11 protein-coding genes are annotated in these 12928 nt (G+C 73.3%); 3 read left to right on the forward strand and 8 right to left on the reverse strand.

The features are described 5' to 3' along the window. Window positions 1–25: 25 nt before the first annotated feature. The 4 genes from VD659_RS00715 to VD659_RS00730 form a co-directional block, all read right to left on the reverse strand. A complete protein-coding gene (locus tag VD659_RS00715) occupies window positions 26–2074 on the reverse strand; it encodes an acyl-CoA thioester hydrolase/BAAT C-terminal domain-containing protein (RefSeq protein ID WP_423259184.1) in 2049 nt (682 codons plus the stop codon). Next, window positions 2074–3948: a hypothetical protein gene (locus VD659_RS00720; protein WP_423259185.1), complete on the reverse strand. Its 1875-nt coding sequence runs from the start codon at window positions 3946–3948 to the stop codon at window positions 2074–2076. The genes VD659_RS00715 and VD659_RS00720 overlap by 1 nt, the downstream gene beginning before the upstream one ends. 61 nt (window positions 3949–4009) lie before the next feature. After that, window positions 4010–4708, reverse strand: a complete 699-nt coding sequence (locus tag VD659_RS00725) for a GntR family transcriptional regulator (protein WP_423259186.1) — start codon at window positions 4706–4708, stop codon at window positions 4010–4012. Window positions 4709–4782: 74 nt separating this feature from the next. After that, window positions 4783–5916, reverse strand: a complete 1134-nt coding sequence (locus VD659_RS00730; RefSeq protein ID WP_423259187.1) for an alpha/beta hydrolase — start codon at window positions 5914–5916, stop codon at window positions 4783–4785. 107 nt (window positions 5917–6023) lie between these two features. Between VD659_RS00730 and VD659_RS00735 the strand changes: the two genes are divergently transcribed. Then, the gene (locus VD659_RS00735) at window positions 6024–6617 is read left to right on the forward strand and encodes a DJ-1/PfpI family protein (RefSeq protein WP_423259188.1); all 594 of its coding nucleotides are present in this window, start codon (window positions 6024–6026) and stop codon (window positions 6615–6617) included. A gap of 36 nt (window positions 6618–6653) precedes the next feature. On the opposite strand, the gene VD659_RS00740 is transcribed toward VD659_RS00735, so the two are convergent. Further along, the gene (locus VD659_RS00740) at window positions 6654–7109 is read right to left on the reverse strand and encodes an Lrp/AsnC family transcriptional regulator (protein WP_423259189.1); all 456 of its coding nucleotides are present in this window, start codon (window positions 7107–7109) and stop codon (window positions 6654–6656) included. 78 nt (window positions 7110–7187) lie between these two features. Between VD659_RS00740 and VD659_RS00745 the strand changes: the two genes are divergently transcribed. After that, window positions 7188–7709, forward strand: coding sequence for a DUF2000 domain-containing protein (locus VD659_RS00745; protein WP_423259190.1), 522 nt, complete (start codon window positions 7188–7190; stop codon window positions 7707–7709). A gap of 136 nt (window positions 7710–7845) precedes the next feature. Here the strand turns inward: VD659_RS00745 and VD659_RS00750 are convergent, their stop codons facing one another. After that, window positions 7846–8589, reverse strand: coding sequence for a DedA family protein (locus VD659_RS00750; protein WP_423259191.1), 744 nt, complete (start codon window positions 8587–8589; stop codon window positions 7846–7848). Between the two features lie 878 nt (window positions 8590–9467). On the opposite strand from VD659_RS00750, the gene VD659_RS00755 reads away from it, so the two are divergent. Then, the gene (locus tag VD659_RS00755) at window positions 9468–9815 is read left to right on the forward strand and encodes a hypothetical protein (RefSeq protein ID WP_423259192.1); all 348 of its coding nucleotides are present in this window, start codon (window positions 9468–9470) and stop codon (window positions 9813–9815) included. 529 nt (window positions 9816–10344) lie between these two features. On the opposite strand, the gene VD659_RS00760 is transcribed toward VD659_RS00755, so the two are convergent. Both VD659_RS00760 and gltX read right to left on the reverse strand, forming a co-directional pair. Beyond that, a complete protein-coding gene (locus VD659_RS00760; RefSeq protein WP_423259193.1) occupies window positions 10345–11379 on the reverse strand; it encodes an NAD(P)/FAD-dependent oxidoreductase in 1035 nt (344 codons plus the stop codon). Beyond that, on the reverse strand, window positions 11376–12890 hold the full coding sequence (gene gltX, locus VD659_RS00765; RefSeq protein ID WP_423259194.1) for a glutamate--tRNA ligase: 1515 nt from the start codon (window positions 12888–12890) through the stop codon (window positions 11376–11378). The genes VD659_RS00760 and gltX overlap by 4 nt, the downstream gene beginning before the upstream one ends. Window positions 12891–12928 lie beyond the last annotated feature (38 nt).

The following is a 12928-nucleotide window of genomic DNA, read 5'->3' on the forward strand; positions in this document are numbered from 1 at the left end:
GGGCCTCCCGGGAACGTCGGGCCCCTCACCGCCCGAGCGCACGATCAAGAAACCGCAGCACCTCGGCCGACAAGACGGTCTCGGCCGCCGCGTGACCGCTTCGGGTGCCGCCGAGGGCGATGCCCCCGGTCCAGAGCGCATCCGTCGGCTGCACGCCGAAACGCAGCAGGTGACCGGCTCCCGGGAACGTCAGCAGCACGTCGTCGGCGCGAGAGCGCACCGACGCGAGCTCCGCCGCCATCTCGGCACCCGGCCAGACGGCGTCGTCGGAGCCGCCCGCGAAGAGCACCGGCGCGGCGATCGCGGTGGCGTCGATGGTGGCAGCGACGCGCGCCTCCGCTCCCGCGTGCCGGAGCCCGCCCGCGTAAGCGGGACGCAGCCGCAGCAGCGTGGGCTCCGCGTGCGCCGTTGCGCGCGACAGGCTCCAGCCGTTGCGCACGAGCTGGGGCACCAGCTCGCCCGCACGCAGGGGCAGCCAGGCGAGGGTCTCGCCGCCGCCCGTCCACGATCCGGCACCCGCCTCCTCGCCGTCCTCACCCACCGCCTGCCAGCGCACCGAGCTCGGGCTCAGCGCCACGACCGCGTCCGCACCCGCGAATCCGCCGGCGAGCGCGGCCAGCAGCCCCTCGGCGCCACGCGAGATGCCGAGAGCCGCCGTGCGCCGCGCATCCACGGCGGCGTGGCCGCGCAGCCAGGCGAGGGCCGCTCCGAAGCGCTCGAGCGGGATGCCCGAGATCGTCGCTCCTCCCCGTTCGTCGGTGTCGGTCCAGGCCGTCACCAGCGCCGCGTAGCCCGCACCGGCGAGCACGGAGGCCGCCAGCCGCAGCGAGTCGACACCGCCCTCGCTGCCGCCGAAGCACGCCACCGCCGGGTGGCCTCGCTCAGGCGGCGCACCGACGGGAAGAGCCAGGATGCCCGCGCGGCCGTCGACGTCGACCTCCGTGACCAGTACGCCCGGGTCGGCGGGCGCCGGCGAGCGCCGGATCGTGCGGCGCGCCAGCGCGGGCAGCGAGTCCTGCCCCACCTCGATCGTCAGGGCCAGCGGCTCGGCCGGCGGGAGGAAGAGCTCGGGAACGCGGTCGAGCTCGGCGAACCGCAGGGCGCCGATCAGGGCGCGCCCACCGGCATCCGGCCAGCCGGCGCCCGACCAGTCGCCCGCGACCGGTACGGCGGTGTCGAGGTCGAGGATGCCACTCTCGGGCACGACATAGTCGGCGGATGCCGCCCAGCGCCGGCCGAGCAGGTCGCGCGTGCGGGCGCGCACGGTCATACGGCTGCCGGGCACGAGGCCGGTGATCGTGACGGGCAGCGGGTCGGTGTAGAGCGTCTCGGCGGGGGCGTGGATGGCGACGGCCGTGTGGAGCTCGGCGTGCTCGTCCGGATCCGACGGACCGGTCGGAGCGGCCGAGTCGGCCACCACGAGCGCGGTGCCTCCCTCTGCGCCGGCACCGGCTCCGGCACCGGCACCGGCGAGTGCCGCCTGCCGCGCGTCCAGCCGCTTCGTCGCCCCGTCGAACCACCCCGGGAACACGGCCGAAACCGTGCCCGCGATGCCGAACAGGGCGAACGGAATCACCCAGTAGCAGACGATCGAGAGCGTGCCCGCCGCGTCGCGGATGGTCGCCGCGCCGTCGACGAGCGGCGGAATGAGCGAGGAGACGGTCATCAGCGCGAACACGGCCACCCACATCCAGGTCATTGCCGTGGTGACGTAGCGGAAGCCGTCGCTCGCAGCCGTCGCCGCATCCACGCTGTCCCGCGCCGCGTCGCGCACGAAGGGGCGCCCGATCAGCACCCCGACGAGCGCGATGAGGAACAGAGCGCCGTTGCTCAACGGCTGCAGCCACTGCTCGATCACCGCGTCGTCCACGACGAAAGCCGACACGAACGAGAGCGCGAAGAACGCCAGCCCGCCGTACTCGAGCGAACCGATGCGGCGATGCCGGGCGAGTTGCACCAGCTGGAGCACCACCGCGACGCCGAACGCGACCGCGACGGCGATCAGGTAGGTGCTGTTGCCGACCAGGATCCAGTAGACGATCCAGGGCAGGAACGCCGCCACGAACCCCAGCATCAGCGGCGCAGCGCCGTCCGCCGGCCGGCACGCCGCATCACTGTGAGAAGCACGCCGAGCGCCGCCAGCAGCACCGCCGCCAGACCCACAGCCACGGGCCCGTCTCCGGATGCCGCACTCACGCCCGTGTCGGCCAGTCGCGCCGCGGGGGTCGAGGCCGCCGCCACCGCCGTCGACGGCTCCTCGGGCGCGAGGCCGGGGTCGGCGAGCGGAGGCGAGACCGGAACGATGATCACGATGCCGTCGGTGAACACGGCCTGGTCGAGGCTGCCGCCCGAGACGAAGGTCGCGGTCGAGAGCGACGAGCCCGCTCCCCCGCCGCCGCCCGCCGAGCTGACGCCGCTGCGCCGGCCGAAGCTGCCGCCGTTCTCGACGCCGCCGCCACCACCGCCGCCCGGCGCGTCGACCGCGGTGCCCGATTCACCGGAGTCTCCCGTGGCGCCGTTCGCGAAGCCGCCCTGGCCACCGTCACCTCCGGTGAGGCCACCGCCCGGGCCGCCGTCGCCGGCCGCACCGACACCGCCCACGACCGGAGCGCCGATACCCACGCCGCCGTTGCCGCCGGAGCAATTGCAGATGGCGTCGAAGATGCCGCCGCCTGCTCCGCCGCCACCACCGGCGCCGACGGTGGGCACGCCCTGACCGGGGATCAGCACGCCCGACGAACCGCCGCCACCCGCTCCGGCGCGTGTGACCTCCGAATGGGTGTGGCCTCCCTCGCCGCCCGAGGCGAAGCCGTAGCCGCTCGTCACGTCACCGCCGCCCGCGCATCCGACCTGCACGTCGAGGCTGCTGCCCGAGTAGCCGAACTGACCGGTCACCAGGGCGCCGCCGCCGCCCTGGCCGCCGTCCTCGGTCGAACCTCCACTTCCGCCACCCGCGATCACGAAGGCTCCGGTGGCCGGATGCACGAAGTCGTAGTGCTGCACCCCACCGGTGCAGGTGTAGATCGATGCCGAGGAGGTGTAGAGCAGAACCGTGCCGTCGCCGGCGGTGTTCCAGGGGCCGGAGGCCAGGAACCGCCAGGTGACCACCGAGGAGGAGACGTAGGAGCTGCCGCCGCCTCCGCCACCGGCGCCCGGGTAGTCGTTCGTGCCGTCAGGGGTTCCCACGCTGCCGCTCGAGCCGCCACCCGAGGTGCCGTCGCCCGCGTATCCTCCGCCGCCCGCGCCCGAGGTGGGCAGGTCGAGGAAAGCCTCGCGGTTCTCGCCGGCGGCACTCGACGCCCCGCCGCCCTGGCCGCCGGGGGCGCCCTGCGACGCGGTGCCGGTCCCGCCGCCGTTCTGACCCGACGACGCCGGGTTGCCGCCGTCGCCGCCCTGGCCGCTCCCGCCTCCGCCGAGCTGGTCGCCACCGCCGCCGCCACCACCGCCGGCGACCGCCATCACCTCACCCGAGCCCAGATCGACGACGGCGGTCGATCCGCCTCCGCCTCCTCCCGTGGGCATGAAGCCGGGCGTCAGCGAGGAGCCGCCGCCGGATCCGCCCGGGGTGTATCCCACGCCGGCCGTTTCGCCGTTCGCGGCCGCGCCGATCACGATGTTCAGCACGTCGCCCGTCGCGACGGGGAAGGTGGCGACGGTCAGGCCGCCCTGCCCGCCGGGCGTGCCCAGGCTGCTCGCGCCGCCCGCCCCGCCGATCACCACCGCCGTGATGCGGTCGACGCCCGCCGGGATCGTCACCGACTGCGGCGAACCGGGACTGCCGTCGACCTGGCACACGCCTGAGTCGAAAGAGCAGACGCTCGCCGCCTGCGGCGCCGACTCAGGCACGGCGGCCGACGCCGACGAGGGTGCTGCGAGGCTCACCGCCAGCAGGGCACCGGCCGCGGCGGCCGAAGCGAACACAGTGGTGCGAGAACTCGGACGGATCATCGATGACTCCAGTCGCAGGGAACGAGGCCGCACCAGTATATTGGTGCGGCCTCCGCCCGAGTCAACCCCTTGCGGGCATCTGTTCCGGTGTGTTCTGGGGGATCTCGAGCTCGCGCAGCGAGCGGCAGGCCGACGCGGCGAGCGCCACGTCACCGCCCTCGAACGCCCGCACCAGATCGCGCTGGGCCTGCTCCACCACGTCGACGTCGATCCGCGCCGGCAGGGTGAGTCCGCCGAGCCGGATGATGAACACCACGCGACGGATGGCGTCGAGCAGCACGGCGTTCTGCGAGCGCGGCAGCGGCGCGGCGTAGAACGCGAAGTTCGCCTGCGCCATGCCGACGTCGTCGGCCGCCGCCCGCGCGGCGAGGAACGCCCCGTGCGCCCGGGCCAGCGCCTCGGCCGTCGCCGGGTCGCGGAGCGGAACGAGCTCTTCGCAGAGCACCTGGAACAGCCCGGCCCAGGTGAGCAGCGCCTCGCGGGTGCGCTCCGGCGGCACGTCGACCACCCGGGTGTGCCGGCTCGGCGAGGCCTCGACCACGCCGAGCACGCGCAGGCGCTGGATGGCCTCGCGCACCGGCGTCCGTGACAGGCCGAGGTGCTCGGCGATCGAGGCGTCGTGGAGCGTCATCCCGGGTCCGAGCTCGCCCGAGATCAGCGCCCCCACGAGGGCGTCGAACACGACGTCCGAGCCGGCACCGCGCGGAATGGCTCCGCCGGGCAGAACCGGCAGGAAGGAGTCGACCGCCTTGTGCACCACGCCTTCACCCTAGCGTCGCGGCGCACCGCCGTTCAGCGCACCGCATTCATCGCTCCAGGTTCATCGCACCGGGTTCATGGCCCCGGGGCGGCGAACGCGCTCCGCAGGGTCTCCGCGGCGCGCGCGAAGGCCTCGAGCTCCTCGGCGGGGTGGATGCCGGGGAAGAAGTAGTACCCGTGCGGCAGTCCTTCGGGGAAGTAGGCCGAGACCGGCCGGCCGGCCCGCTCGAGCCGGCGGGCGAACTCCCGGGCCGAGTCGACGATCGGGTCGTGGGTGCCCGACGTGAGGAACGTGGGCGGGTAGTCGTCGAGGGCGGCCTCGATGGGGCTGGCCCAGGGATGCGCCCAGTCGGTGGCCGTCAGGTAGGCACCACGGATGAAGCCGAAGAACGCACTGTCGTAGACGATGCCCCGCGGGGCGAGAGCCTGGAACGACGCCCAGCGCTCGGCGCGGAAGTCGACGAACGCGCCCAGCAGCAGCACCGCATCCGGCATCCGCACACCCTCGTCGCGCGCCCGCACCGGGAGCGCGGCGGCGAAGTTCGATCCGGCCGAGTCGCCGGCGACCGCCACGAACGCAGGGTCCCCGCCGAGCCGGGCGGCACCGGCGCGAGGCTCCCCGGCGCCGTCGTCGCCGTCGGCGCTGTCGCCGCCGTCGCCTGCTCCCCCGTCGCCCCGGAGCCAGCGATACACGTCCATCGCATCGTCCAAAGGCGTCGGAAACGGATGCTCCGGAGCGAGCCGGTAGTTCGCCGACACCACGAGCACCCCGGCGTCGCGGGCGATGCGACGGGCGAGATAGTCGGTGTCCTCGCTCGATCCCACGGTGAATCCCCCGCCGTGGAAGTACAGCACGACCGGGAGGCGCTCCTGCGGGTCGGCCCCCGCCGGCCGGTAGACCTGGCACCGGGCCACTCCGTCACGAACGGGCAGGTACACGACCTCGACCTCGACCTCCGGCACCGCCTCGGCTCCCGACGGCGGGATGAGCGCCGGATCGGGCTTCACCCGGTCGGCGCCGATGTAGCCCGTGCGCACGGGCTGGATCATGATGTCCCGCAGAGCCACCGGCTGCCGGTTGTTCGCGATCACCCGGTAGTCGGCGAGCGCCGGGTCGCGCGGCTCGACCCCGGCGAACGGGTCGAGCACCACGGGCGCGGTGACATCGACGGAACCGAGAGGGATGCCGCGGAGCCGATCGTCGATCATGCCCAGATCGTACACACGGGGCGGCCCGGGCGCTTGTGGCGGCAAGTCGCGGGGATCTGGCCGGAATGCGGTGGCTCGCGGCATCCGCTCGCCCGTAGCGTGGCAGCATGACAGTGAAGACGATCGGCATCCTGCTCTTCGAGAACGTCGAGGAGCTCGACGCCGTGGGCCCGTGGGAGGTTCTCTCCTACTGGACGCTCACCCACCCCGAAGACGGCTACGAGGTGCGGATGCTCGCCGCCGAGCTCGCATCCGTCACCGCCGCGAAGGGCCTGCGCCTGCTGCCCGACACCACGGTGGCCGACGCTCCCCCGCTCGAGGTGCTCATCTACCCCGGCGGGCAGGGCACCCGGCCCCGCCTCGCCGACCCGGCCGAGCTCGAGTGGCTGCGTAGCCAGCGCGAGACCGTGCCGCTGCTCGCGAGCGTCTGCACGGGCGCCCTCGTCTATGCCGCGGCCGGCATCCTCGCCGGGCGGCCCGCGACGACCCACTGGGAGTCGCTCGACTACCTCGGCGAGCTCGATCCGAGCATCCGCGTCGACCGCGAGGCCCGTTTCGTCGACGACGGCGACGTCATCACCTCGGCGGGGGTCTCGGCCGGAATCGACATGGCCCTGCACCTCGTCGACCGCCTGGCCGGCCGCGAGCGCGCGATCGAGGTGCGCCGCGGCATCCAGTACGACCCCCAGCCGCCGGTCTGACGCTCCCTCACCGCTCCGGCGCCAGTCCCGCACCGCTCAAGCGGGCGCGATGCGGGTGTTGCGCAGGTGCTCGTAGACCACCGAGGTGCGCACGTCGGCGACTTCGGGGCGCTCGGTGAGCCGGTCGATCACGAAGGCGTAGAGACTGTCGTTGTCGGGCACGGCCACGTGCACCAGGAAGTCCTCGTTGCCGGAGGTCACGAACACGCCGAGCGTGTCGGGCAGGGCCGCCACCCAGTTGCGGAAGCCCTCGATGTTGCGGCGCGACGGCGGCCGGATGCGCACGGCGATGAGCGCCTGCACCGGCCGGCCGATCGCGGGCAGGTCGACGTCGAGGGTCGCGCCGCGGATGACGCCCCGCTCGCGCAGCGCCCGCGTGCGGTCGAGCGCAGTGGTGGGCGAGACGCCCACGGCCGCCGCGATGTCGCGGTTCGTGCGCCGCGCATCCGTCTGCAGTTCCCGCAGGATGGCCGTATCTAGTTCGTCGAGCATCGCCCATTCATCTCGTTGGCCGGATTAAGTACGGGTCGATTGTAGTGCAGTCGGATGCGTGCGTAGGCTCGAGACGAAATGATGAACGAAAGCACCTCGCACGCAACTGAACCCGGGCTCGACACCGAGCCCTCGCCCGACGCGCGGCCCGGCTACTCGCCCGACGAGATCGACACCGGCGCCGATACGCGCGCGGCCCGTCTCAAGTGGGTCATCGTGGTCGACTCCGAGCTGCCCGCGGGGCGAGCGGCCAACGCCGTCGCCTGCGTCGCCGCCGCCACCGGCCAGGCCATCGAGGGCCTCCTCGGCCCGAGCGGAGCGGATGCGGCCGAGCACGCGCATCCCGGCCTCCCGTGGGCCGGCTGCACCCTCCTAGGAGCCACCGCCGAGCGCCTGGCCAACACCCGCGCGAAGGCCCTCGCCGCCGCCGACGTCTGGCTCGCCGACATGCCCCTCTCCGCCCAGACCACCCGCGTCTACGACGACTACCTCGCCGCGCTGGCCGCGACCGCCCCCGACGCGCTCGCTCCCCTCGCCCTCAGCCTCGTCGGCCCCCGCCCCACCATCGACTCCCTCGTCAAAAAGCTCCGCCTGCTCTGACCAGCCATCCCCACCCAACCCCACCCCACCGACGGAACGGCCCGCACCCACCGACCAGGTGAGGTGGTGGCGGTTTCGGTTTCCGGCGCCTTTGGGCGAAGCCCAACCGAAGCCGGAAACCGAGACCGCCACCACCTCACCGCTCCCGAGCCTCCGAGCCCTCCGAGCCCTCCGAAGCATCCCCCTCCGCAGCATCCGCCCCCCGCGCCTCCGCAGCATCCCTCTCCGCAGCATCCGACCCCTTCTCCCGAGCAGCCGCCCGCCGCTGCCGCACGTAAGCCACCACCGCCGACCCCACCGTCAGCACCACGATCCCGATCAGCACCCACTCCATGTACTGCTGCACCACCTCCGCCACCGCCGGGATGTTGCCCAGTGCGAACCCGAGCCCGATGATCGCCCCGCTCCACAGCAGAGCCCCGAGCGCGTTGTACCCCGCGAAGTGCGAGTACTTCATCTTGCCCACGCCCGCCGCCACGGGCGCGAAGGTGCGCACCACGCCGACGAAGCGCGCGATCGTCACCGCCCAGCCGCCGAAGCGCTCGAAGAAGGCCTGCGTGCGTTCGACGTTCTTGCGGCTGAAGAAACCCGAGTCGCGCTTCTCGAAGATGGCGGGGCCGGCGCGGCGGCCGATGAGGAACCCCACCTGGTCGCCGAGGAAGGCGGCGACGAACACGGCGAGGATGACGACCGGCAGCGGCAGCGGAATCACACCGGTGAAGGTGAGCAGCCCGGTGAAGAACAGCAGGGTGTCGCCCGGCAGGAAGAAGCCGATCAGCAGCCCCGTCTCGGCGAACACGATCGCGCAGACCACGAGGAGCCCCCAGACCCCCGCGCCTTCGATGGTGCTCTGCAGGTTGAAGAGGTCAGCGTGGGCCATGGCGCCGACCCTACTCCGCGGGGGCGCGGCATCCCTGCGGTTCGGCTGGACAGCGCAGGAGATGGCAGGCTGGGACCATGCAGTTCGGTCGCCGACTCTCACCCGACGAGTTCTGGTCGCGTGTGGATGAGACGGATGCGCGCCTGCGGGCGACTTTCGAGCCGGTGGGGGCGTTCGGGCTCGCGCGCTGGCCGGGTTTCGCGATGGTCACGGAGTGGGACTACGGGGGGCAGGCGCGGGGCCTGTCGTACGCACGCGCGATGCCGGAGGTGATCTCGCTCGGCGAGCCCGAGCCGTCCGGCGACCCGGCCTCACACGCGGAACTGCTTCGGGCGCGGCCCGACTCCTGGGCAGGCCGCGGTGGCTCCGGTGCGGATGGCACGGGCGGAGCAAATGGCACGCGCGGGACGGGCGGCACGCGCGGGACGGGCGGCACGCACAGCGCTGGTGGCGCGAGCGGGACGGGCGGAGCGAGCAGCACGGGCAGTGCGAACGGGACCGGCGGCGCGGGCGGCTCAGGCGGAACGGGCGGTCCAGGCCGAACGGACGGCTCAGGCGGAACGGACGGTCCAGGCCGAACGGACGGCTCAGGCGGAACGGGCGGTCCAGGCCGAACGGACGGCTCAGGCGGAACGGACGGTCCAGATCACGCGGGCGGTCCTGGTGACGCGGGCGACGCCGGCGGTCGGGATGGCGCCCGCCGGATCGACGGCGGAAATGGCTCGGGTGGTTCGACCAGTCAGAGTGGGGCGCGCGGTCTAGACGGCGCGCGGGGCACCGGCGACAGAGGGGGCGCGAGCTCGGACAGCGGATCGGGAGGGAGCGGCGGCGACGACGGTGAGCCGGTTCCCCCGCCGCCCGTCGCCGACCCCTTCGCCGTGCACGTGCACTGGCGTGAGGGCGACAGCCGCGAAGTGGTGGAGCGCTTGCGCCGCCGCGCGGTGACGCTGGCGAACCGCGGTTCGGTGCCGTTCGTGCGGGTGCCTCCGACCGATCGGCTGCCCGACCGCATCGTGGATCTGCGCGTCGACGACCGGCACGAGCCCTTCGAGGTGTGGGTGCGCGGTCCGCTGTGGTGGGCGGCGACCATGCTCGGCGACCGCACCCTCGCGGTGCAGGCGCGCGACGTGCCCTTCGAAGATGTGGCCTTCACCCGCGTGCACGACCTCGAGCCCTACCTGGCCGGCCGCCGCGACTGGATCCGCCGGATGCGCGCCGAAGCCTGAGCGTGCGGCGTCGGCATCCGGTCGCCCCCCCCCCCCGAAACGACGGAGTTCGCGGCGGACACACGGATACGACGGAGGCAGGGTCCGTCGGCGCGCGTGAGCTCCGTCGTTTCTGCGTGGGCACAGCGGAGCAGCACCCCTCACGCCCCGCAACGACGGAACCGGCGGCTCACGCAAACCCACAACAGAGCTGGCGGCTCCCGCCCCGAAACGACGGAGTTCGCGCCGGACACACGAAAACGACGGAGGCAGGGTCCGTCGGCGCGCGTGAGCTCCGTCGTTTCTGCGGGCGCACAGCGGAGCAGCACCCCTCACGCCCCGCGACGACGGAACCGGCGGCTCACGCAAACCCACAACGGAACTGGCAGCTCGCGCCCCGAAACGACGGAGTGCGCGGCTCAGGCACCGAAACGACGGAGGCAGGGTCCGTCGGCGCGCGTGAGCTCCGTCGTTTCCGCGGGGCGGGGGCGCGGCGGCACCGCGGGGCGGGGGCGCGGCGCCCCCCGCGCGGCAGCGCAGCGGGGCGGGGCTAGAGCGGGCCGAGCAGGTGGCGGGTCACCGCCGCGGCCACGCGGGCGCCGGCGCCGGCGGCGACCACGAGCTGCTGCGGGCCGGGCGGCGTGATGTCGCCGGCGGCGAAGACGCCGGGCACCGAGGTGGCGCCGCGGTCGTCGACCACCACGTAGCCGTCGGTGTCGACCTCGAGATGGAGCCCCGAGGCGTAGCCCAGCGGCACCGACCAGAGCGGGCGCACGAAGCCTCCGGTGCGGGCGACGACGGCGCCGTCTTCGAGCGCGACGCCCGTGAGGCCCGAACGGTCGCCCACCAGGTCGGCGATCGGGCGGCGCTCGACGGCGATTCCACGCGCGGCGAGCGCGGCCTCCTCGGCGGGGGTGACCGCCTCCGAGCCGTGGGTGAAGACGATGAGGTCGTCGGTGACCTGCGAGACGAGCAGCGCCCGCTCGGCGAGGTCGGACGTGGTGCCGATGAGCGCGAGCGGCGCCCCGCTCTTCTCGAAGAGGTCGCACTCGATGCAGCTGTGCAGACTCGTGCCGTAGTAGGCGCGCATGCTCGGGAGCGCGGGAAGGGTCTCGGTGAGACCGTTCGCGAGCACCACGACGGGGGCGGTCACGACCCGGTCGGCCGAGCCGCGCACACCGCGCGCGTTCACGACGAAGCCCGACACCGCCGGTGCGGGTTCGAGCGATTCCACGAGCCCCTGATGGAACTCCGCCGTCGGGTAGGCCGCGAACTCCTCGCGCCCGAGCGCCCGTAGCTCGAGCGGCGAGACGCCGTCCCGCGTGAGGAAGCCGTGCGACACCAGCGTGGCCGAGTGCCGCGGCCGGTTGCTGTCGAGGATCAGCACGCGCCGCCGGGCGCGCACGAGGTTGAGGCCCGCGGAGAGCCCGGCCGGTCCCCCGCCGATCACGATCACGTCGTAGCGGTCACCGGTCGGCGCGCTCACCTCCCGGTCGGGCACGATCGCCGCAGCCGCAGCCGCAGCCGCAGCGGCGGCAGCCGAAACCTCGGTCGCCGGCGCGCCGCCCTCGCCCCGGCCCTTCATCGCTCGTTCACGAGGCGGTCCAGCCGCGCGATCGTCTCCTCTTTGCCGAGGATCTCCATCGATTCGAACAGCGGCGGCGAGATGCGCCGCCCCGACAGCGCCACACGCAGCGGCCCGTAGGCCACGCGCGGCTTCAGGGCGAGCCCCTCGATGAGCGCATCGGCGAGGGCCGACTGGATGCCCTCCGCCGCCCACTCCGACAGCGGAACCTCCTCGAGCGCACCGATGGCCGCCGCGAGCACGAGCCCGGTGTTGTCGGGGAGGGTGGCCAGCGCATCCGGAGCGTATTCGAGCTCGGCGGCGGCCAAGAAGAAGGAGCCGAGCAATTCGGGCGCCTCGCCCAGCAGCGCCATACGGGTCTGCACCAGCGGCGCGACGGCGGCGAGCAGCTCCTCCTGCGACGGCGACAGCGGCGCGGTCACGACGCCGGCCGCCACGAGGTACGGCATCAGCCGCCCCGCGAAATCGGCGGGCTCGAGCAGACGGATGTGGTCGCCGTCGATCGACTCGGCCTTCTTCAGGTCGAAGCGCGCCGGGTTCGGCAGCACGTCTTCGACATCGAAGGCCGCGATCATCTCGTCGAGCGAGAACACGTCGCGGTCGGGCGCGAGCGACCAGCCGAGCAGGGCCAGGTAGTTCACGAGCCCCTCAGGAATGAACCCGCGGTCGCGGTGGTGGAACAGGTTCGACTCCGGGTCGCGCTTCGAGAGCTTCTTGTTGCCCTCGCCCATCACGTAGGGCAAGTGGCCGAAGCGCGGCACGAAGGTGGTGACGCCGATGTCGATGAGCGCGTGATACAGCGCGATCTGCCGCGGGGTCGACGAGAGCAGGTCTTCGCCGCGCAGCACGTGCGTGATGCCCATCAGGGCGTCGTCGACGGGGTTCACGAGCGTGTAGAGCGGATGCCCGTTGGGCCGCACCACCACGAAGTCGGTGAACGAACCGGCCGGGAAGGTGATCTCGCCGCGCACCAGGTCGTCGAACGAGAGGTCGGTGTCGGGAACGCGCAGGCGGAGCGCGGGCTCGCGCCCCTCGGCGCGGAAGGCCGCGCGCTGCTCTTCGGTCAGGTCGCGGTCGAAGTTGTCGTAGCCGAGCTGCTTCGCGCGGCCGGAGGCCTCGTTGCGCGCGTCGATCTCCTCGGCGTTCGAGTAGCTCTCGTAGACGTGCCCCGACTCGATCAGCTGCGCGATGACGCCGCGGTAGATGTCGTAGCGCTCCGACTGCCGGTAGGGGGCGTGCGGGCCGCCGACACCGACGCCCTCGTCCCAGTTCAGGCCGAGCCAGGTGAGGGCGTCGACGATCTGCTCGTAGCTCTCCTCGGAGTCGCGGTTCGCATCCGTGTCTTCGATGCGGAAGATCATCTTGCCGCCGGTGTGACGCGCATAGGCCCAGTTGAACAGGGCCGTGCGCACGAGGCCCACGTGCGGGGTTCCGGTGGGCGAGGGGCAGAACCGCACGCGCACCTCGGTGCCGGATGCGGTGGAGAACGGATGCGGGGAAGTTGCGCTCATGACCCGTCGATTCTACGGGGCGGCGGGGCCGGGGAACG

Origin of the sequence: Herbiconiux sp. 11R-BC (assembly GCF_049472555.1) — a bacterium.
Classification (GTDB): domain Bacteria; phylum Actinomycetota; class Actinomycetes; order Actinomycetales; family Microbacteriaceae; genus Herbiconiux.

Coding starts and splice junctions, on each gene's coding strand:
- VD659_RS00715 (WP_423259184.1), bottom strand. CDS start 2,074: ATGCTGGGGTTCGTGGCGGCGTTCCTGCCCTGGATCGTCTACTGGATC.
- VD659_RS00720 (WP_423259185.1), bottom strand. CDS start 3,948: ATGATCCGTCCGAGTTCTCGCACCACTGTGTTCGCTTCGGCCGCCGCG.
- VD659_RS00730 (WP_423259187.1), bottom strand. CDS start 5,916: ATGATCGACGATCGGCTCCGCGGCATCCCTCTCGGTTCCGTCGATGTC.
- VD659_RS00735 (WP_423259188.1), top strand. CDS start 6,024: ATGACAGTGAAGACGATCGGCATCCTGCTCTTCGAGAACGTCGAGGAG.
- VD659_RS00740 (WP_423259189.1), bottom strand. CDS start 7,109: ATGCTCGACGAACTAGATACGGCCATCCTGCGGGAACTGCAGACGGAT.
- VD659_RS00745 (WP_423259190.1), top strand. CDS start 7,188: ATGATGAACGAAAGCACCTCGCACGCAACTGAACCCGGGCTCGACACC.
- VD659_RS00750 (WP_423259191.1), bottom strand. CDS start 8,589: ATGGCCCACGCTGACCTCTTCAACCTGCAGAGCACCATCGAAGGCGCG.
- VD659_RS00760 (WP_423259193.1), bottom strand. CDS start 11,379: ATGAAGGGCCGGGGCGAGGGCGGCGCGCCGGCGACCGAGGTTTCGGCT.
- gltX (WP_423259194.1), bottom strand. CDS start 12,890: ATGAGCGCAACTTCCCCGCATCCGTTCTCCACCGCATCCGGCACCGAG.